A 20423-nucleotide genomic window follows, 5' to 3' on the forward strand; every position below is an offset into this window, starting at 1 on the left:
GGGGTCGGCACGCCGCGCCGCGTGCCGCGTGCCCCCCTCCCGTACCCCGAAGGACCTGCGCAAACCCTTCCGCGCGGTCAGGCCGGCGGGGCCACCCGGGTCAGGTAGGTGTGGTGGGTGGTGAAGCCCAGGGCCCGGTAGAGGGTCACGGCGGGACTGTTGCGCTGCTCGACCTGCAGAAAGGCGTGGCTGGCACCCTCCGCGGCGCCCCACGCCGCCAGGCCCCGGACGACCCGCCCGGCCAGGCCCTGGCGTCGCGCCTCCGGCACCACCTCGATCAGGCTCAGCCCGAGCCACCGGCCTTCACCGGTCACGGTTCCCCGACCGATCGCGACGAGCGTGCCGTCGGCGTACACCTGGGCGAAGCGGACCCGGTCCACGGCGGTGAGCACGTGCCGGGCGGCGTCCGGCAGGCCGCCCTTGCGGCCGGCGGCGATCGCGAGCCAGTCCTCGGACGGCGCCGTCGCCAGCTCGATCGGCGGTGACCCGGCACCGACGGTGTGCGGTTCGACGGCCGGGGGGATCGCGGACAGCGGGACGGTCTGCACCAGCACCGGTGGCCGGGTGTCCCAGCCCCGGGCGTCCAGCTCGGCGCCGACCGGCGCGGCGAGCGGGAGCGGAGTGTTCACCATCGCCGGCTGACCCCGCTCGGCGTACCAGGACTCGATCGCGTCCACGGCGGCCGGCAGCGGCCGGTCCGGATCGCCGACGGGGAGCGCGGAGTTGGCCCGGCCGCTCCAGCCGGCCGCGGAACGCAGCAGCCAGTCGCCGAGCCGGCCCCGGACCGCGGCGGGCCACGCCTCGTCGGCGGCCAACTCCAGCGCGACCACCGCGGCGGCCGTCGGCCGTCGGGTCGGTGGCACCCGCTTGGCGCGGTGCACCTCGTCCCGGGGCACCCGGAGGCGGCCCTGCGCGGTGGCCAGAGTGACATGGGTCTCGCTGAGCTCGACCAGTTCGCCGAGGGCGTCCGAGAAGAGCGGTCGGCCTTCGCGAATCCCCACAATCCGGCGAACCACGATCCGGTGTCCCACATCCTGCTGTCGGAGCACGATCGACCCCCTCCCCGGCGAGATACTAGGCTCTTACCGTCGCGGTGATCGCGACGTGTCTTGCGGAGGAGAAGACCGGTGACCTACATCATCGCCGAGCCGTGCGTGGATGTGCTCGACAAGGCATGCATCGAGGAGTGCCCGGTCGACTGCATTTACGAGGGCAACCGGATGCTCTACATCCACCCCGACGAGTGCGTCGACTGTGGTGCCTGTGAGCCCGTCTGCCCCGTCGAGGCGATCTTCTACGAGGACGACGTCCCGGAGCAGTGGAAGGACTACACCGGCGCCAACTACGAGTTCTTCGAGGACCTCGGCTCGCCCGGTGGCGCCTCCAAGGTCGGCAAGGTGGAGAAGGACGCGACCTTCGTCGCCGCCCAGCCGCCGCGCGGAGAGGGTCACTGAACCGGTCCGCGCCGGTCTCGGCTCGGCTGCCCGAGTTCACCTGGGACTCCCTGGACGCCGCGGCCGCCCTGGCCGCGGCGCATCCGGAGGGCCTGGTCAACCTCTCGATGGGCACGCCGGTCGACCCGGTCCCCCCGGTGATCCGGGCGGCACTGGCCGACGCGTCCGACGCGCCGGGCTACCCGTTGACCGCCGGCACGCCGGCGCTGCGGGACGCCATCGCCGCGTGGGTGTCACGAGCCTGCGGTGCCCGCCCCGACGGCCTCGGCGTGCTGCCCACGATCGGCTCCAAGGAGCTGGTCGCCTGGCTGCCCACCCTGCTCGGGGTGGGTCCCGACGACGTGGTCGTGGTGCCCCCGATCGCCTACCCGACGTACGCGGACGGCGCCCTGCTGGCCGGTGCGACAGTGGTGCGCGCCGACTCGCTGACCGCGGTCGGCCCCACGTCCCGGGTCCGGCTGGTCTGGATCAACTCGCCGGGTAACCCGACCGGTCGGGTGCTGCCCGCCGCCCACCTGCGCAAGGTGGTCGACTGGGCCCGCGAGCGGGGCGCCTTGGTCGCCAGCGACGAGTGCTACCTGCCGCTGGGCTGGTCCGCCGAGCCGGTCTCGGTGCTCTCGCCAGAGGTGTGCGGCGGGTCGTACGAGGGCGTGCTCGCGGTGCACTCGCTGTCCAAGCGCTCCAACCTCGCCGGTTACCGGGCCGGTTTCGTGGCCGGTGACCCGGCCCTGGTCGCCGAGCTGCTGAAGGTGCGCAAGCACGCCGGGATGATCGTGCCCGCGCCGGTGCAGGCGGCCATGGTGGCCGCGCTCGGCGACGAGCGGCACGCCGACGCGCAGCGGGAGCGCTACCGGGCCCGGCGCGAGGCGCTGCACGCCGCGTTCACCGCCGCCGGCTTCACCGTCGAGCACTCCGAGGCCGGGCTCTACCTGTGGATAACCCGGGGCGAGGACTGCTGGGCGACCGTCGACTGGCTGGCCCGCCGCGGCATCCTGGTCGCCGCCGGCGCCTTCTACGGCCCCGGTGGCGGGCAGCACGTCCGGGTGGCGCTGACCGAGTCCGACGAGAACGTCGCGGCGGTCGCCGGCCGGCTGACCGCCTGAGGCCGGGCGGGGCGCGGCCATGACCGACGAGACCGGCTCCCCGAACGGGTACGCGGACCTGTCCGCCGCCGTCGTCGGCACCGGCCTGATCGGCGGCTCGGTCCTGCTCCGGCTGCGTGACGCCGGCCTCGACACGGCCGGGTGGGACCCGGACCCGGCGACCCGGTCGTACGCGCGGTCGCAGGGCGTCACCGCGCCGGACACGCTGGACGAGGCGCTGCGCGGGCGGGACCTGGTCTTCCTCTGCGGACCGCTGCCCAGCCTGCCGGAGACCCTGCTACGGGTGGCCGATGCGACGCCGCCCGGCTGCGTCCTCACCGACGTGGGCAGCACCAAGGGCGAGCTGACCCGCTTCGCCGCGCGGCACGGGCTGCTGGACAGGTTCGTGCCGGGGCACCCGATGGCCGGCGCCGAGTCCGCCGGTCTCACCGCCGCCGCGCCGACGCTCCTCGATTCCGCGGCGTGGGTGCTCTGCCCGTCGCCCGGGGCGGGCACGCTCGCCTTCCGGTGGCTCGCCGGGCTGCTCGTGGGCCTGTTCCGGGCCCGGGTGGTGCCGATGGACGCCGAAGACCACGACGATGCCGCCGCCCTGGCCTCGCACGTGCCGCACCTGCTCGCCGGTGCGCTGGCCGGAGCGGTGCACCGGGCGCGGCTGCGCGACGCGGTGCTCGCGCTGGCCGCCGGCAGCTTCTCCGACGGCACCCGGGTCGCCGGCACCCCGGCCCGGCGCACCGCCAGCATGCTGCTCGGCAACCGGGAGCGGGTGCTGACCGAGCTGGCCGGGGTGACCGCGTACCTGGGTGAGCTGGCCGACGCCCTGCGGGCCGGCGACGCGGACGCGCTCACCGCGCTGCACGCCGATGCGGGGGCCGCCCGGGCGGCGCTGTCCGGCCGGTCGTACGCGGTCGAGACCCGGGACTTCCCGGTGCGCGGGGAGCACGCCGACGAACTGGCGTGGCTGCGCGAACTGGGCGCCGCCGGCGGGCACCTGAGCGGCTGCGCGGTCGGCGCCGACACCGTCTCCTACACCGCCCAGCACCCGGTCCCGCTCACCACCTGACCACCCCGGTGGCCGGCACGACCGGCGGACGGGAGGCCACGCCGCTAGGGTGAGGGCATGGTGGACGGACCGGTGGTGTCGGTGCGCGGTGAGTCGTACCGGGAGGTCGACCCCGAGATCGCCCAGTTCACCGTGACCGCCCTGGCCCGGGACCGGGACCGGGAGGCCACCCTGACCCGGCTGGCCGAGCGGGCCGCCGCCGTCCGGGTGCTCCTCGACTCCCACGCGCCGGTGATCCACCGGCGGGAGACCGGTGAGCTGCGGGTCCGGCCGGAGACCCGGCGCTCCGGCGAGCGCGTCGTCGCGTACCACGGCAGCGTCTCCACCACCGTGACGGTCACCGACTTCACCGCGCTCGGCGAGCTGATGCTGCGCCTGGCCGACCAGGACCAGGTCGAGGTGGCCGGGCCGTGGTGGTCGCTGCGACCGGACAGCCCGGTCCACCGCGAGGCCCGGCGGGCCGCCATCGACGACGCGCTGTCCCGCGCCCGCGAGTACGCCGAGGCCCTCGGCGCCCGCGTCACCGCGCTGATCGAGCTGTCCGACACCGGCGACATGGACCGGCCGCTGTTCGCCCGGATGGCGTACGCGGGCGGCGCGGAGGCCGGTGGGGCACCCGAGCTGGAACTCGACCCCCGCCCCCAGGAGGTACGCGCGGCGGTGCACGCGCGGTTCGCGATCAGCGAGCCGGTCCTGCGCTGATGCCTCCCGCCCGTGTCCTCACCGTCGACGACCTGGTCGCGCGGGCCCGCGCGCTCGCCGACGCCGGTTCCCGGCACCTCCTCGGCATCGCCGGCGCACCCGGTGCCGGCAAGTCGACCCTCGCCGAGCAGGTCGTGGCGGCCGTCGGTCCCACCGCCCGGCTGGTGCCGATGGACGGCTTCCACCTGGCCCAGGCGGAGCTGGAACGGCTGGGCCGGACGGATCGCAAGGGCGCGGCGGACACCTTCGACGCCAACGGGTACGTCTCCCTGCTGCGCCGTCTGCGCCGGCTGGAGCCGACCTCGGTGTGGGCGCCGACGTTCCGCCGGGACCTGGAGGAGCCGGTGGCCGGGGCGATCGAGGTGCCGCCGGAGGTGCGGCTGGTGGTGACCGAGGGCAACTACCTGCTGGTGCCCGACTTCCCGTGGGAGGAGATCCGCTCACTGCTGCACGAGGCGTGGTTCCTCGACCTGGACGTGGAGCTGCGGCTGCGGCGGTTGACCGCCCGCCACGAGGCGTACGGCCGCTCGCCGGAGGACGCGCGACGGTGGGCGCGGGGCAGCGACGAGGCCAACGCGGCCCTGGTCACCGCCACGGCGGACCGCGCCGACCTCGTCGTACGCCTGGCGGAGCCACCGCCGGCCTGACCCTCGGACGCCCCGGCGGCCGGCGGTGGCCCTGCCCGGGGCACCACGGGTCAGTCGAGCTGTCGCACGGGCCGGGCCGGGTTGCCCACCGCGACGACGTTCGGGGGAAGGTCCTTCGTCACGACGGCGCCCGCGCCCACCACGGTGTTCTCGCCGACGGTGACGCCGGCCAGGACGATCACCCCGCCGCCGAGCCACACGTTGTCGGCCAGGGTGATCGGCCGCGCCGACTCCCACTTGGCCCGGCGGGGTTCCGGCTCCACCGGGTGCGTCGCAGTGAGCAGCTGCACGTTCGGACCGATCTGGACGTCGGCACCGATGGTGATGGCGGCGACGTCGAGGAAGACCGCCTGGTAGTTGACGAAGCTCCGCGGCCCGATGCGGATGTTGCTGCCGTAGTCGCAGTGGAAGGGCGGCCGGATCAACGTGTCCTCGCCCAACTCCCGGAGTAGCTCCCGCAGCGCGGCCAGCCGGCCCTGCGGGTCGTCCGGCGGGCTGGTGTTGAAGCGGTGCATGAGCCGGACGGCGCGATCGAGGTCGGCGATGATCTCGGGGTCGTCGGCGACGTACGGCTCGCCGGCCAGCATCCGTTCCTTCATGGAGGCCATCAGCCGATCCTGCCCGACGAGGCGGGCGGTCCGTTGGTGACTTCGTCATCTTCCCGACTTCCCTGTGCATACGCGGTACGTAACACTGACTTCCGTCAATGCAGATCACTCCTGACGAGGAGGCTCCGTTGCACAGGAGAAGACTGGCCGCGTACGGCCTGGTGGTCGGCCTGATCGTCGGCCACCCGGCGGCAGCCGTCGCCCGGACACCCGGCACGGCCCCCGCGAACCACCCCACCGTCGTCGACCAGGCGATCCGTCGCCCGGCCGGCACCGATCGGCCCACGACCGTCACCCTGCTCACCGGCGACCGGGTAACGGTGACGTCGACGGGGGCCAGCGTGCGCCCCGCCCCGGGCCGGGACGACATGCGCTTCCTGACCCGCCGCGACCAGGGACGGCTCAGCGTCGTACCCCTGGATGCCGTGCCGCTGATCCAGGCGGGCCGCGTCGACCGGCGACTGTTCGACGTGACCGGGCTGATCGCCGCCGGCTACGACGACGCCCACCGCGACGACCTGCCGGTGCTGGTGGACGCCGGTCCCCGCGCCGCGCGACGGGCGGCGCCCCCCACGGGCCTCGTCGTCACCCGGGAGTTGTCCGCCCTCGGCGTCACCGTCGCGACGGCACCCAAGCGGAGCACCGGCGACGTCTGGGCGGCGATCACCCGCCCGGGGAACGCCCGGGTCGGCGCGGCGGGGGACGCCGACCGGATCTGGCTCGACAGCCGTCGACGGACCACACTCGACCACAGCGTGGCGCAGATCGGCGCCCCCGCCGCGCACCGGGCGGGTCTCACCGGTCGTGGCGTCCGGGTCGCGGTGCTCGACACCGGTGTGGACACCGCCCATCCCGACCTGGCCGGGCGGGTCGCCGAGTCCCGCAACTTCACCGAGGAGGCCGAGCCGGGCGACGTGATCGGCCACGGCACCCACGTCGCCTCCATCATCGCCGGCAGCGGTGCCGCCTCCGGCGGTCGCTACCGGGGCGTCGCCCCCGACGCGACCCTGCTCTCCGGCAAGGTGTGCGAGGAGTTCGGCTGCACCGACTCGGCGATCCTCGCCGGCATGCAGTGGGCCGCGGTCGAGCAGCGGGCCGACGTGGTCAACATGAGTCTCACCGGCTTCGACACCCCCGAGGTGGACCCGCTGGAGGAGGCGATCGCGACGCTGACCGCGGAGACCGGTGCGCTGTTCGTCGTCTCGGCCGGCAACGACGGGACGTTCGCCCCGGTCGGCTCGCCCGGTACCGCCGACGCGGCGCTCGCCGTCGGCGCGGTCGACCGGGACGACCGGCTGGCCGGCTTCTCCAGCCGGGGCCCGCGGGTCGGGGACGAGGGACTCAAGCCGGACCTCACCGCGCCGGGCGTGGAGATCGTCGCCGCCCGCGCCGCCGAGGGCGTCATCGGCACCCCGGTCGACGACCGGTACGTCTCGCTCTCCGGCACCTCCATGGCGGCGCCGCACGTCGCCGGCGCGGCGGCGATCCTTGCACAACAGCGCGCGGACTGGGCGGCCGGGCAGCTCAAGGCCGCCCTGATGGGCTCGGCGCGGCCGCACCCCGAACTGACCGCGTACGAGCAGGGCGCCGGCCGGGTCGACGTGGCACGCGCCGTCACCCAGACCGTGACCAGCGACCCGGTCAGCGTCTCCTTCGGCCGGGCGCGGTGGCCGCACGGGGACGACACCCCGCTGACGCGCACGGTGACCTGGCGCAACACGGGCTCCGGCCCGATCACCTTGGACCTGGCCCTCGAGGTCACCGGGCCGGGTGGCGTGCCGGCCCCGGCCGGCATGTTCGTGCTGGGCGCCCGGCGGCTGACGGTGCCGGCCGGCGGCACGGCCCGGACCACCGTCACGGCGGACACCCGGGTCGACGCTCCAGACGGGCTCTGGACCGGCCGGGTCGTGGCCCGCTCCGGCACGGCCGTGGCGGTCACCCCGGTCGCCGTGCACCGGGAGGTGGAGAGCTACGACGTCACCGTCCGGCACCTGGACCGGGACGGCCGGCTCACCGGTGAGCACTTCGGAGCGCTGATCGACGCCGGCTCGTCCGAATCGATCGACGTGTACGACCCGGACGGCACGGCGGTGGTGCGGGTGCCGAAGGGTCGTTACGGTCTGGCCACCTTCGTCTCCGAGATCGAAGGCGGGGAGTACGTCGGGGCCAGCATGATCACGCGGTCGGAGCTGGTGGTCGACCGGGACCGGACCGTCACGGTCGACGCCCGGCAGGCGAAGCCGGTGCGGACGAGGGTCCCGCAGCGGTCCGCCACTCCGGTGCTGGTCGACGTCACGGCGAACTTCCTCACCGACCAGGGTGGACACTCCTTCACCCTGCTCGGCTTCGACTTCAGCGGTCTGACCAACCACCACTCCGGCCCGGTCCTGCCGGCGCACCGCTTCGTCGGCACGATCAGCAGCCAGTGGGCCGATCGGGAGGTGGCCAGCAGTCCCTACCTCTACGCGCTGGCCGAGGCGTTCCCCGGCCGCCTGCCGACCGGCTTCGACCGTCGATACCAGCCCCGCGACCTGGCCACCGTCACCCACCGATTCCACAGCGGGTACGCCGGCATGGTCGCCGAGCGTACCGTCTTCCCGCAGTTGCCGAACGACCTCGGCACCTGGGCCGCCATCCTGCCCACGGCCGCCCCCGGCCAGCGGATCGAGTACTACAACAGCGCCCCCGGCCTGCGCTGGGCGTCCGATCTGATCTTCGGCGTGCCCACCGACGAGGGCTGGACCGACGTCAAGACCGTCCTCGCTGCACCGGCGCGTGCCTACCGTGCGGGTAAGCGGTACGACGACACCTGGAACCGGGCCCCGTACGGACCGTCGTTCCCGGTGCCGGCGCAGCCGGGAACGGGGATCGCCCGGTACGGCGACCAGATCCTGGTCGACCTTCCCCTGCACAGCGACGCCGACAACCACCCCGGTGGGTCACTGCCGGACACCGCCCGCACGGCGCTGTACCGCGACGGGAAGTTGGTGGACGAGAACCCCTACCCGGGCTACGGCGAGTTCGAGGTGCCCGGTGCAAGCGCCGACTACCGACTGGAGGTGCTCAGCCGGCGGAGCTTCACCGACCTGAGCACGGAGGTGGCCGCGGAATGGCGGTTCCGGTCGGGGCACGTGTCCGGTGACGGGTTCACGGCACTCCCGGCGTCGGCGGTCCGGTTCGCGCCCCGACTGGACCGGGACAGCGCCGCGCCGTCGGGTCGGTGGTTCTCGATCCCGGTGCGGGTGCAGCGGCAACCCGGCGCGCCGCCCGCGCGGACCGTCGCGCTCACCGTCGAGGTCTCCTACGACGGCGGGAAGACCTGGCGGTGGGCACGGGTCCGGCACGGCGGTGACGGGTGGACGGCCACCGTCCGGCACCCCGCCGGTCCGGGTCACGTCTCGCTGCGGGCCACCGCCCGGGACAGCGACGGCGCCACGGTCACCCAGCGGATCACCCAGGCGTACCGCCTGCGGTGAGGCGTACCTCCTCCGGGTCCGCGCGCCGAGCGGACCCGGAGGAGGGGCCGTCAGTCGTTGGCGTGCAGGGCGGCGTTCAGCTCGATGCCCCGGCCGGTACGCGGCCTCGCCTCCAGCGCGCCGGTCACCGAGTTGCGCCAGAACAGCAGGCCGTCCACGCCGGACAGCTCACGGGCCTTGACCACCCGGCCGTCCGGCAGGGTGACCTTGGAACCGGCGGTGACGTAGCAACCGGCCTCCACCACGCAGTCGTCACCGAGCGAGATGCCGATGCCGGCGTTCGCGCCGACCAGGCTCCGCTCGCCGATGCGGACCTTGTCGGTGCCGCCGCCGGAGAGGGTACCCATGATCGAGGCGCCGGCACCGACGTCGGAGCCGTCACCGACCACCACGCCCTGCACGATCCGCCCCTCGACCATCGAGGTGCCCAGCGTGCCGGCGTTGAAGTTGCAGAAGCCCTCGTGCATGACGGTGGTGCCGGCGGCCAGGTGCGCGCCGAGGCGGACCCGGTCCGCGTCGGCGATCCGCACGCCGGACGGCACGACGTAGTCGGTCATCCGCGGGAACTTGTCCACTCCGTACACCGCCAGGTGGCGGCCGGCGGCCCGCTCGATCACCCGCAGCTCGTCGACCCGCTCCGGCGGGCAGGGCCCGGCCGACGTCCAGGCCACGTTGGCCAGCTTGCCGAAGATGCCGTCGAGGTTGAGCTCGTTCGGCCGCACCAGGCGGTGGGAGAGCAGGTGCAGCCGGAGGTACGCGTCGGGGGCATCCTTGATCGGGTCGTCCAGCGCGCCGATCACGGTCACCACCTGGACCGTACGCAGACCCGGCAGCGCCCGGTCGCCGACCGCTCCCGGTGGCAGGTCGAGGACGTCCGCCTCGTCCTCGCCGGCGACCAGCGGCAGGTCGCCGAGGCCCAGCTTGCCGGTCGGGTACCAGGTGTCGAGCACCTGGTCGTCGGCGGTCACGGTGGCCAGACCGATGCCCCAGGCGGATTCTGCAGTCGTCACGAGTCTGACGGTACCGTGCGATCCATGGAGAACCCGCTGACCCCCGAGGTCCTCGCCGATCCGGTGGCGTTGACCCGCGCACTGGTCGACATAGAGTCCGTCTCCCTCAACGAACAGGCGATCGCCGACCACGTCGAGCAGGCGCTGCGCGGCGTGCCGCACCTCACCACCTTCCGCCACGGCAACACCGTGATGGCACGTACCGACCTGGGGCGGGCCCAGCGGGTGGTACTGGCCGGGCACCTGGACACCGTTCCGCACAACGACAACTTCCCCTCCACGCTGCGCGGTGACCTGCTGTACGGCTGCGGCACCTCCGATATGAAGTCCGGGGTGGCGTACGCGCTGCACCTGGCGGTGACCCTGCCGGAACCTCGGTACGACGTCACGTACTTCTTCTACGAGGCGGAGGAGATCGAGTCGACGTACAACGGGCTCTTCCTGGTCTCCGAGGCGCACCCGGAGTGGCTGCGGGCCGACTTCGCGGTGCTGCTGGAGCCGACGTACGGCGTGGTCGAGGCGGGCTGCCAGGGCACCATGCGGGCGATCGTCACCACCCACGGCGAGCGGGCCCACTCGGCGCGGTCCTGGCGGGGCGTGAACGCCATCCACGGCGCGGGGGAGGTGCTGCGCCGGCTCCAGGCGTACGAGGGCCGGCGCGTCACCATCGACGGCTGCGCGTACCGCGAAGGGCTGAACGCCGTCCGGATCGTCGGCGGGGTGTCCGGCAACGTGATCCCGGACCGGTGCGAGATCGAGGTCAACTTCCGGTTCGCGCCCGACCGTGACGCGGCGGAGGCCGAGGCCCACGTCCGTGAGGTCTTCGCGGGCTTCGACCTGGCGGTGACCGACATGGCTCCCGGCGCCCTGCCGGGGCTGGACAACCCGGCGGCGCGGGAGTTCCTCACCGCCGTGGGCGCGGAGCCGGTCGGCAAGCTCGGCTGGACGGACGTGGCGCGCTTCGCGGCGATGGGCGTGCCGGCGCTGAACTTCGGCCCCGGCGACCCCAACCTGGCGCACCACCGGGACGAGCACGTCGAGATCGGCAAGATCCGCGACGGTGCCGCCACGCTGCACCGCTGGCTCGCCGCCGTCTGAGCCCGTACCGCCTCGTCGAGGGGTCCGCCGCCGTGCGGACCCCTCGACATCGTGCCACCGGAGCCGGCTGTCGTGCCGGAGCGACTCAGGACGTGGTGGGGTGGGACGCGCCGGCGCCGGCCAGGGCGTCGGTGTGGTCCGCGGACGAGGTGGTGGTGGACGGCTCCATCAGGCGGGCGCGGCGACGCTCGGCCACCACGTCCTGGATGCGGCGCTGCATCCGACGCCGGATCCGGATCATCTCGCTGTTACTGATCACGCTGGCTCCTCCCCCGAAGGCGCGTGCCCGGCCATACCGGGTATGTGAATGGTAAGACGTACGGGCGACCGAATTAGTTGCCCGTTCCGGCCAACTAATTCCTGGCTCGTCGCCCCGCGCACCCGATGGGTGCCGCTCCACTACGGTTGCTCCCATGAGCCAGAGCAACGGGCGGGAGAACGGACGCGCACCGGGGACGGAACGGCACCGGGGCGCCGTCACGCTGCGGCGACGGGCCGCCAGCGAGAGCACCGCGGACCAGCGCCTGCTGGACTCGCGCGGGCGCGGCGACTGGAAGACCCGGGACGCCTGGCGGGCGCTGCGGATCCTGTCCGAGTTCGTCGAGGGGTTCGACACCCTGGCCGACCTCCCGCCGGCGGTCAGTGTGTTCGGTTCCGCCCGCAGCCGCCCCGACAGCCCGGAGTGCCGGATGGCCGAGGCGCTCGGCGCGGCCCTGGCGCGGGCCGGCTACGCGGTCATCACCGGCGGTGGTCCCGGGGTGATGGAGGCCGCCAACCGGGGTGCCAGCGACGCGGGTGGGCTGTCCGTCGGGCTCGGCATCGAACTTCCCTTCGAGCAGGGCCTCAACGACTGGGTCGACCTCGCCATCGACTTCCGGTACTTCTTCGCCCGCAAGACGATGTTCGTCAAGTACGCCCAGGCGTTCGTCGTGCTGCCCGGCGGCTTCGGCACCATGGACGAGCTGTTCGAGGCGCTCACCCTCGTGCAGACCGGCAAGGTCACCCGCTTCCCGGTGGTGCTGATGGGCACCGAGTACTGGCGGGGCCTGCTGGACTGGCTCCGTGACACGATGGCGGCCGACGGCAAGATCGGCACGGTCGACCTGGAGCTGATCTGCCTCACCGACGACGTCGACGCCGCGGTCCGGCACATCGTCGAGGCGGAGGCCGCCCTCTCCGCCGAGCAGAAGGCGGTCGAGGAGGAGGCGGTCGCGGTGACCGCCGCCGAGCGGCGGGCCGCCGCCGACGAGGGCGGACGGGGCTGACGTGGCCGCGATCTGCGTCTTCTGTGCCTCCTCCCGCACGCTCGATCAGCGCTTCCTGGACCTCGCGGCCGAGGTCGGCGCGGAGATCGCCCGGCGGGGTCACACACTGGTCAGCGGCGGCGGATGCGTCGGCATGATGGGTGCGGTGGTGGACGGCGCCCGGGCCGCGGGCGGCCGGACCCTCGGCGTGATCCCGCAGGCGCTTGTCGACCTGGAGGTCGCCGACCTCGCCTCCGACGAGCTGCTGGTCACGGACTCCATGGCCAGCCGCAAGACGCTCATGATCGACAAGTCGGACGCGTTCCTCACGCTGCCCGGTGGCCTCGGCACCCTCGACGAACTCTTCGAGGTGTGGACCACCGCCACCCTCGCCCTGCACGCGAAGCCGATGGTGCTCCTGGACACCGACGGCTTCTACCGTCCCCTGCTCGACTGGCTGCACACCCTCGCCGACCAGCGGTTCCTCAAACCCGCGGGCCTGGACCTCCTCCTGGTGTCCGCCACGGTTCCCGCCGCCCTGGACACCCTGGAGTCCCACCTCACCTGACCCGACCCACTCCCGCCGCCGGAGCGTGCTCGGACGCGCGGTGGGTGGGGTGTGGGGCGCTGTCGTACGGGTCTGGTGGGATGGGGGGATGCAGGCGTACCGGCTGGTGCGTCGGCCGGTCGGGGCGGTCCGGGGGGACCGCCCGGTCGACGGGTCGGCGCTGGGGGACCGGCCGTCCGGCGGCGCGCACGGGCACGACCCGCGTTCCGGTCCGACGGCGGGCGATGGCGCGCACGTCGTCGACGGCGCGGGCGTGGTGGACGGCGCCGGGCGCGTGGATCCGCACCAGGCCGAGGCGGTCGCCCACACCGACGGGCCGATGCTGGTGCTCGGTGGCCCGGGCACCGGCAAGACCGGCACCCTCGTCGAGGCCGTCGCCGCCCGCGTGGCCGAGGGGGTCGACCCGGAGCGGATCCTGGTGCTCACCTTCGGCCGCCGGCAGGCCACTGCGCTGCGGCAGCGCATCGAGGCCCGCATCGCCTCCGACGGGCACCGGGTGCTGCGGGAGCCGCTGGTACGCACCTTCCCGGCGTACGCCTTCGGTCTGCTCCGCCGCGCCGCCGCCGAGCGCGGAGAGCCGTCGCCCCGGCTGCTCACCGGTCCCGAGCAGGACCTGATCATCCGTGAGCTGCTCGACGTGGTCGGGGAGGAACCGGGCGACGATCCGGTCGGCTGGCCGGAGGACCTGCGCCCGGCGCTGCGTACCCGGGCGTTTGCCGCCCAGTTGCGTGACCTGCTCATGCGCGCGGCCGAACGCGGCGTCGGCCCGCTGGAGCTGGCCCGGCTGGGCGAGAAGCTGGGCCGTGCCGACTGGCCGGCCGCCGCGCGGTTCCTCCGCGAGTACGTGGCGGTGCTCGCGCTGCGCGACGTCGCCAACCGGGGCTCGATCGCGTACGACCCGGCGGAGCTGGTCCGGGCCGCCACCGGGATGCTGCTCGACGACCCGGAGCTGCTCGCGGCCGAGCGCCGCCGGCTGGCGTACGTCTACGTCGACGAGCTGGCCGACACCGACCCCGCCCAGCAGGACCTGCTCGCCACCGTCGCCGGCGGTGGCAAGACCCTGGTCGCGTTCGCCGACCCGGACTCCTCCACGTACGCGTTCCGGGGGGCCGACCCGGCCGTCGTCACCGGCTTTCCGCACCGTTTCCGCACCGCCTCCGGGGCACCGGCCGCCCAGGTGGTGCTGACCACCTCGTACCGGGCCGGGTCCCGGTTGCTGGCGGCGAGCGGCCGGCTGGCCCGGCGACTGCGCGGTCCGGCGGCGCACCGGCGGCTGCGCCCGCTGCCCGACGCCCCGCCCGGCGCGGTGGAGGTGCGCACCTTCCGCTCGGCGACCAGCGAGGCGGCGTGGCTGGCGCACGTGCTGCGCGAGGCGCACCTGCTCGGCGGCGTGCCCTGGTCGGAGATGGCCGTGCTGGTGCGCTCCACCGCCCGGCAGCTGCCGTCCCTGCAACGCGCGCTGCACGCGGCCGGGGTGCCCACCGTCGTGCACGGCGAGGACCTGCCGCTGCACCTCCAACCGGCGGTCGCGCCCCTGCTGCTCCTGCTGCGCTGCGCGCTGGAGCCGGAGCGGCTCGACGAGGAGGCCGCCGTCGCGCTGCTGCACTCCCCGTTGGGTGGTGCCGACCCACTGGCCGAGCGGCGGCTGCGGCAGGGGTTACGCGCCCTCGCGCTGGCCGGGGGCGACCGCCGGCCGTCCGGCGAGCTGATCGTGGAGGCGCTGCGCGATCCGGCGGAGCTGGCCGGCATCGACCGGCGCTGGGCGGAACCGGCGCAGACCGTCGCCGGCCTGCTCGCGGTCGCCCGGGAGACGGCCGCCCGTCCGGGCAGCACCGCCGAGGACGTGCTGTGGGCCGTCTGGCGGGCCAGCGGGCTCGCCGAGCTGTGGTCCTCGGCGCTCACCCGGGGCCCGGCCGCCGCCGGGGAGGGGGACGTCGCCCGGCGCCGACGTGCCGAGGCCGCCGACCGCGACCTGGACGCGGTGATGGTGCTCTTCGACGCGGCCGCCCGGTTCACCGACCGGCTGCCCGGTGCGCGTACCGAGGTCTTCCTCGATCACGTGCTCGGGCAGGACCTGCCGGCCGACACGCTGGCGCCCACGGCCGACCGCGGGTCGGCGGTCCGCCTGCTCACCGCGCACGCCGCGAAGGGCCTGGAGTGGGACCTGGTCGCCGTCGCCGGGGTGCAGGAGGGCGTCTGGCCCGACCTGCGGTTGCGCGGCAGCCTGCTGGGGTCCGAGCGGCTGGTGGACGTGCTCGCCGGACGCGCGGTCGGCGCGGGGCGGGTCGCCACCGTGGTCGGGCAGACGTCGGCGCTGCTGGACGAGGAGCGGCGCCTGTTCCACGTCGCGGTGACCCGGGCCCGCCGCCGGCTGCTGGTCAGCGCGGTCGCCTCGGCGGCGGTGGGCGGCGACGACCACGAGGAGCAGCCCAGCCGCTTCCTCTACGAGCTGGGCCCCACCGACCCGCCGGCCGCAGGTGAGCCCGCCGGACCGGGCGACCCCGCCGGCCCGACCGGACCGGGCGACCCCGCCGGCCCGACCGGACCGGGCGACCCCGCCGGCCCGACCGGGTCGGACGGCCCCGCCGCTCCGGGCGCCGACGGCGACGGGAGCCCGTCGGGCGGGGAGGCGGACGGAACCGGCCCCGGCGGCGCCGAACCCCACGGACCGAGGACGTTGCCGGTGAGCCGGCCGCCCCGGGCACTGACCCTGGCGGCGCTGGTGGCCGAACTGCGTACCGCCGTCACCGACCCGGACGCACCGCACACCCGGCGGCGCGCGGCGGCGGCCGAGCTGGCCCGCCTCGCCGCCGCCGGCGTGGCGGGCGCGCACCCGGACGAGTGGTGGGGGCTGCGGCAGCTCTCCGACGACCGGCCCCTGGTCGCCGACGGCGAGCCGGTGCGGGTCACCCCGTCGGCGATGGAGAGCGCGCTGCGGTGCAGCCTGCGCTGGCTGCTCGAACGGCATGGCGGCAGCGCACCGACGAGCACCGCGCAGGGCGTCGGGAACCTGGTGCACGCCGCGGCGATGCTCGCCGAGGACGCCAGCGCCGACCGGGGAGCGCTGCTGGACTACGTGGCCGCGCGGTTCGACGCGATCGAGCTGGCCGCCCGGTGGATGGTCGGGCCGGAGCGGGCCCGGGCCGAGGCGATGGTGGACAAGCTGCTGCGGTGGCTGGCCGCCAACCCCCGGCGGCTGCTCGCCATCGAGCACGAGTTCGCGGTCCGGCTGGACGACCCGCAGCGGCCGGTCGAGCTGGTCGGGCGGGTGGACCGGCTGGAGGTCGACGCGGACGGTCGGCTGGTCGTCGTCGACCTCAAGACCGGCAAGTCGACCGCGGTGACCGCCGCCGACCTGGCCGAGCACCCGCAGCTGGGCGCGTACCAGGCCGCGGTGGAGGCGGGCGCGTTCGCCGACTTCGGGGAGGAGTCCGGGGGAGCCGCCCTGGTGCAGCTGGGCACCGGCGCGAAGGACGCCCGGGAGCAGAGCCAGCCGCCGGCCGGGGAGGGCCCGGAGGCCGGCTGGGCCACCGCCCTGGTCCGGCGCACCGCCGATACGATGGCCGCCGCCACGTTCGCCGCCGTCGCCAACTCCAAGTGCCGGGTCTGCCCGGTGCGGACGAGCTGCCCCGTCTCCGGGCAGGGCCGCCAGGTCGTCGAGCCGCCCACCGCGCGCTCCCCGGAGAATCTGTGAGCGCGAGGAGTGAGCTTGCGAGCCCCGCAGTCGCGAACGACGGAGGCACCTGTGAGCGCGAGGAGTGAGCTTGCGAGCCCCGCAGTCGCGAACGACGGAGGCACCTGTGAGCGCGAGGAGTGAGCTTGCGAGCCCCGCAGTCGCGAACGACGGAGGCACCTGTGAGCGCGAGGAGTGAGCTTGCGAGCCCCGCAGTCGCGAACGAAGAAGGCAGAGTGACCCAGCCGACCCTGTTCAGCTCGGCGACGCCGGCGCCCCGGACGGCCGACGCCGGTCCCCGGTACACGCCGGTCGAGCTGGCGCGGCTGCTGCGGCTTCCCGCGCCCACCCGCGAACAGGCCGCCATCATCGCCGCGCCGGTGGAGCCGCTGCTCGTCGTCGCCGGCGCCGGGTCCGGCAAGACCGAGACGATGGCCGCGCGGGTGGTCTGGCTGGTGGCCAACTCGTACGTCCGGCCCGAGCAGGTGCTCGGCCTCACCTTCACCCGCAAGGCCGCCGGTGAGCTGGCGCACCGCGTGCGTACGCGCCTCGACCAGCTCATCCGTCGTCTGGGCCGACGGGGGCGCGACCCGTTGGACGACCCCCTCTCGGGTGAGCCGACCGTGTCCACCTACCACTCGTACGCGGGCCGGATCGTCACCGAGCACGGGCTGCGCGCCGGCTACGAGCCGTCGACCCGGCTGCTCACCGAGGCGTCCCGCTGGCAGCTGGTGGACCTGCTGGTGCGGACCTACGACGGCGACATGTCCGAGGTGGACCGGATGCCGAGCACGGTCACCGACGCGGTGCTGGCGCTCGCCGGTGAGCTGGACGAGCACCTGGTCGACCCGGACGTCCTCGCCGCCTGGACCGGCCGCTTCTTCGCCGAGGTGCAGGCCCGCCCCGGCCGGGTGTACGCCGACGTGCGCAAGGCGCTGGCCCTCCAGCAGACCCGGCTGAAGCTGCTGCCGCTGGTGCGCGCGTACGCCCGGCGCAAGGAGGACTTCGAGGCGATGGACTTCGCCGACCAGCTCGCCCGGGCGGCCCGGGTCGCCCGGGACCACCCGGGGGTCGGCGAGATCGAGCGGGATCGCTACCGGGTGGTGCTGCTCGACGAGTACCAGGACACCAGCCACGCCCAGGTGGTGCTGCTCAACGCGCTGTTCGGCGGCGCGCACCCGGTGACCGCCGTCGGCGACCCGTGCCAGTCGATCTACGGCTGGCGCGGCGCCAGCGCGGGCACGCTGGACCGGTTCCCGACGGACTTCCTCCGCGCCGACGGCACCCCGGCCGACGTGCTCGGCCTCACCACCAGCTGGCGCAACCGCCCGGAGATCCTCGGCGTCGCGAACGCCCTGGCCACGCCCCTGCGGGCCGCGGGGGCCCGGGTGCCGGAGCTGCGCGCCGCGCTGAGCGTCCGCGACCCGATCCCGCACCGCAGCCCGCGTGGCGCGGCCGCCGGCACCGTGCACTGCGCGCTCCTTCCGACGTACGCCGACGAGGCCGACTGGATCGCCGAGAGCGTCCTCGCCGCCTGGCGCGGCGCGGCCGGTACGCCGCGGGCGCTGCCCGAGCACATCCCGGTGGCCGCCCGACCCACCACGGCGGTGCTGGTACGCCTGCGCAGCCAGATCCCGGCGATCGAGGCGGCGCTGCGCGAGCGCGGCCTGCCGGTCGAGGTCGTCGGGCTGGGCGGCCTGCTGGACACCCCCGAGGTGCGGGACGTGGTGTGCACGCTGCGGGTGCTGGCCGACCCGACCGACGGGGCCGCGCTGCTGCGACTGCTCACCGGTGCGCGCTGGCGGATCGGTCCCCGCGACCTGGTGGCCCTGCACCGCCGGGCCCGGGCCATCGCGTCCGCCCGCCGGCAGCGCGCCGACGACGAGCCGGAGATCACCCCGGACCTGCTCGACGAGGCCACCCTGGTGGAGGCGCTGGCGGACCTCGGGCCCGCGCAGGCGTACTCCGCCGAGGGCTACGCCCGCCTGCGCGCGTACGCACAGGAACTCGGCCTGCTGCGGTACCGGCTGGACCAGCCGCTGCCCGAGCTGATCGCGGACATCGAGCGGACCATCGGCCTGGACGTGGAGGTGGCCGTGCGGGCCGGCCGGGACGGTGCCGGCGACGCGGGCCTGGCCCGGGGTCACCTGGACGCGCTCGGCGACGTCGCCGCCCGGTTCAGCGGGGAGACTCCCGGTGCGACCCTGTCCGGGTTCCTCTCCTACCTGGCCGCCGCCGAGGACGAGGAGCGCGGCCTCACGCCGGGTGAGGTCGACGTGGTGGAGGGGGCGGTGCAGATCCTCACCGCGCACGCCGCCAAGGGCCTGGAGTGGGACGTGGTCGCGGTGGCCGGGCTGAGCCGGGGCGTCTGGCCGGGACCGGTCCGCAACTCCGACCACTGGCTCGGCGGGCTGGGCGTGCTGCCGTTCCCGCTGCGCGGCGACGCCGACGGCCTGCCCGAGCTGGGCCTGGACGAGGCCGAGGACCAGCGCGGGGTGGCCCGGGCCGTGGAGGACTTCACCGATGCCTGGCGGGCGCACGACGAGCGGGAGGAGCGGCGGCTGGCGTACGTCGCCGTCACCCGCCCGCGCCGCCTGCTGCTGTGCTCCGGGTACTGGTGGGGGGAGGGGACCAAACGACCGCGCGGGCCGTCGACGCTGCTGCGCGAGGTGCACGACGCCTGCCTGGACGGCGGTGCCGGGCACCTGGTCGACCAGTGGGCGCCGGAGCCGACGCCGGACGCGGCGAACCCGACGACCGAGGTGGTGCTGCGGGCGGAGTGGCCCGCCGACCCGCTGGGCGCCCGCCGGCCAGCCCTGGCCGAGGCGGCGGGCCTGGTCCGCCGCTTCCTCGGCGACGCTCCGGCCGACGACCCGAGCGGCGGAGTCGAGGACCCGGACGTGGTGCGGTGGCGGCGGGAGGCCGACCTGCTGCTCGCCGAGCGGGCCGAGCTGACCCGGCAGGCCGGTGGGGTCGAGGTCGTCCTCCCCGGCCAGCTGTCGGTGACCCAGCTCGTCGCACTGCGCCGGGATCCCACCGCCCTCGCCCGTACGCTGCGTCGACCTCTGCCCACCGAACCCAACCCGTACGCCCGCCGGGGGACCGCCTTCCACGCCTGGCTGGAGCAGCGGTTCGGCGCCGACCGACTGCTCGACCTGGACGAGCTGCCCGGCGCGGCGGACGCGGACGCCGCCCCGGACGAGGCGCTGGTCGAGTTGCAGGAGCGCTTCCTGGCCAGCGAGTGGGCCGACCGGGTGCCGGTGGAGGTGGAGGTCCCGTTCGCCACCGTGATCGCCGGGGTGGTGGTACGGGGTCGGATGGACGCCGTCTTCGCCCGTCCCGGGGGCCGCTTCGACGTGGTCGACTGGAAGACCGGTCGCCAGCCCACCGGCGTGGCCGCCGAGGCCGCCGCCGTGCAGTTGGCGGTCTACCGGCTGGCCTGGGCGGAGCTCGCCGGTGTGCCGGTCGAGCAGGTGGGGGCCGCGTTCCACTACGTCCGGGACGGGGTGAGTGTGCGCCCGGCGGACCTGCTGGACGTCGCCGGACTGACCGCCCTGATCACGTCGCTACCGGAAATACCGGCAGAGGGGTTCACAGCGACGGGATCCGTGATAGATTAGCCGCGTTGCAGTTATGGTTCCCAGAGACTCTGTGTGCGCCTGGTGGATTATGGCCCCAGGCGCTCTTTGTTGTGTCCGGAGCTCTCCGGGCGGGGCGACCAGAAGCGACAGGCGAGCCGCGCAGTTCCGCGCGGGGCGCTCCTCTTCGAGCCCGCAACAC

General features: G+C 74.9%; 15 protein-coding genes. 11 read left to right on the forward strand and 4 right to left on the reverse strand.

What is annotated here, in order from left to right:
- Positions 1–77 precede the first annotated feature (77 nt).
- Positions 78–1049, reverse strand: coding sequence for a GNAT family N-acetyltransferase (locus tag ACTMSW_RS22585; protein WP_441182670.1), 972 nt, complete (start codon positions 1047–1049; stop codon positions 78–80).
- 78 nt (positions 1050–1127) lie between these two features.
- Here ACTMSW_RS22585 and fdxA point away from each other — a divergent pair, with 78 nt between their 5' ends.
- From fdxA to ACTMSW_RS22610, 5 genes are read left to right on the forward strand one after another with little or no spacing between them, the layout of a single operon-like run.
- Positions 1128–1454 carry a ferredoxin gene (fdxA, locus tag ACTMSW_RS22590; RefSeq protein WP_030490464.1) on the forward strand — a complete coding sequence of 109 codons (327 nt, stop codon included), beginning with the start codon at positions 1128–1130 and terminating at the stop codon, positions 1452–1454.
- Positions 1451–2557: a succinyldiaminopimelate transaminase gene (dapC, locus tag ACTMSW_RS22595; RefSeq protein ID WP_441182771.1), complete on the forward strand. Its 1107-nt coding sequence runs from the start codon at positions 1451–1453 to the stop codon at positions 2555–2557. The genes fdxA and dapC overlap by 4 nt, the downstream gene beginning before the upstream one ends.
- 19 nt (positions 2558–2576) lie before the next feature.
- Complete coding sequence (locus ACTMSW_RS22600; RefSeq protein ID WP_441182671.1) at positions 2577–3617, forward strand: prephenate dehydrogenase; 1041 nt, start codon at positions 2577–2579, stop codon at positions 3615–3617.
- A 57-nt stretch (positions 3618–3674) separates the two neighbouring features.
- Positions 3675–4319, forward strand: a complete 645-nt coding sequence (locus ACTMSW_RS22605) for an SIMPL domain-containing protein (protein ID WP_441182672.1) — start codon at positions 3675–3677, stop codon at positions 4317–4319.
- The gene (locus ACTMSW_RS22610; protein ID WP_441182673.1) at positions 4319–4966 is read left to right on the forward strand and encodes a nucleoside/nucleotide kinase family protein; all 648 of its coding nucleotides are present in this window, start codon (positions 4319–4321) and stop codon (positions 4964–4966) included. The genes ACTMSW_RS22605 and ACTMSW_RS22610 overlap by 1 nt, the downstream gene beginning before the upstream one ends.
- A gap of 50 nt (positions 4967–5016) precedes the next feature.
- Here ACTMSW_RS22610 and ACTMSW_RS22615 read toward each other — a convergent pair whose 3' ends face one another.
- Positions 5017–5574, reverse strand: a complete 558-nt coding sequence (locus tag ACTMSW_RS22615) for a sugar O-acetyltransferase (RefSeq protein ID WP_441182674.1) — start codon at positions 5572–5574, stop codon at positions 5017–5019.
- 128 nt (positions 5575–5702) lie between these two features.
- On the opposite strand from ACTMSW_RS22615, the gene ACTMSW_RS22620 reads away from it, so the two are divergent.
- The gene (locus tag ACTMSW_RS22620) at positions 5703–9050 is read left to right on the forward strand and encodes a S8 family serine peptidase (RefSeq protein WP_441182675.1); all 3348 of its coding nucleotides are present in this window, start codon (positions 5703–5705) and stop codon (positions 9048–9050) included.
- Between the two features lie 50 nt (positions 9051–9100).
- On the opposite strand, the gene dapD is transcribed toward ACTMSW_RS22620, so the two are convergent.
- Positions 9101–10060 (reverse strand): 2,3,4,5-tetrahydropyridine-2,6-dicarboxylate N-succinyltransferase, encoded by a 960-nt coding sequence (dapD, locus tag ACTMSW_RS22625; RefSeq protein ID WP_441182676.1) that lies wholly within the window; start codon positions 10058–10060, stop codon positions 9101–9103.
- 24 nt (positions 10061–10084) lie between these two features.
- On the opposite strand from dapD, the gene dapE reads away from it, so the two are divergent.
- Complete coding sequence (dapE, locus tag ACTMSW_RS22630) at positions 10085–11158, forward strand: succinyl-diaminopimelate desuccinylase (RefSeq protein WP_441182677.1); 1074 nt, start codon at positions 10085–10087, stop codon at positions 11156–11158.
- Between the two features lie 85 nt (positions 11159–11243).
- On the opposite strand, the gene ACTMSW_RS22635 is transcribed toward dapE, so the two are convergent.
- Positions 11244–11417, reverse strand: coding sequence for a hypothetical protein (locus ACTMSW_RS22635; protein WP_441182678.1), 174 nt, complete (start codon positions 11415–11417; stop codon positions 11244–11246).
- Positions 11418–11571: 154 nt separating this feature from the next.
- On the opposite strand from ACTMSW_RS22635, the gene ACTMSW_RS22640 reads away from it, so the two are divergent.
- The 4 genes from ACTMSW_RS22640 to ACTMSW_RS22655 all read left to right on the forward strand — a co-directional run bounded on the left by ACTMSW_RS22640 (position 11572) and on the right by ACTMSW_RS22655 (position 20263).
- A complete protein-coding gene (locus tag ACTMSW_RS22640) occupies positions 11572–12423 on the forward strand; it encodes a TIGR00730 family Rossman fold protein (protein WP_441182679.1) in 852 nt (283 codons plus the stop codon).
- A 1-nt stretch (position 12424) separates the two neighbouring features.
- Positions 12425–12970 carry a TIGR00730 family Rossman fold protein gene (locus ACTMSW_RS22645; protein WP_441182680.1) on the forward strand — a complete coding sequence of 182 codons (546 nt, stop codon included), beginning with the start codon at positions 12425–12427 and terminating at the stop codon, positions 12968–12970.
- A gap of 88 nt (positions 12971–13058) precedes the next feature.
- Positions 13059–16664, forward strand: a complete 3606-nt coding sequence (locus ACTMSW_RS22650; RefSeq protein ID WP_441182681.1) for an ATP-dependent helicase — start codon at positions 13059–13061, stop codon at positions 16662–16664.
- Positions 16665–16879: 215 nt separating this feature from the next.
- A complete protein-coding gene (locus ACTMSW_RS22655) occupies positions 16880–20263 on the forward strand; it encodes an ATP-dependent helicase (RefSeq protein ID WP_441182682.1) in 3384 nt (1127 codons plus the stop codon).
- Positions 20264–20423: the final 160 nt, after the last annotated feature.

Source organism: Micromonospora sp. BQ11, from assembly GCF_052068135.1.
Classification (GTDB): domain Bacteria; phylum Actinomycetota; class Actinomycetes; order Mycobacteriales; family Micromonosporaceae; genus Micromonospora.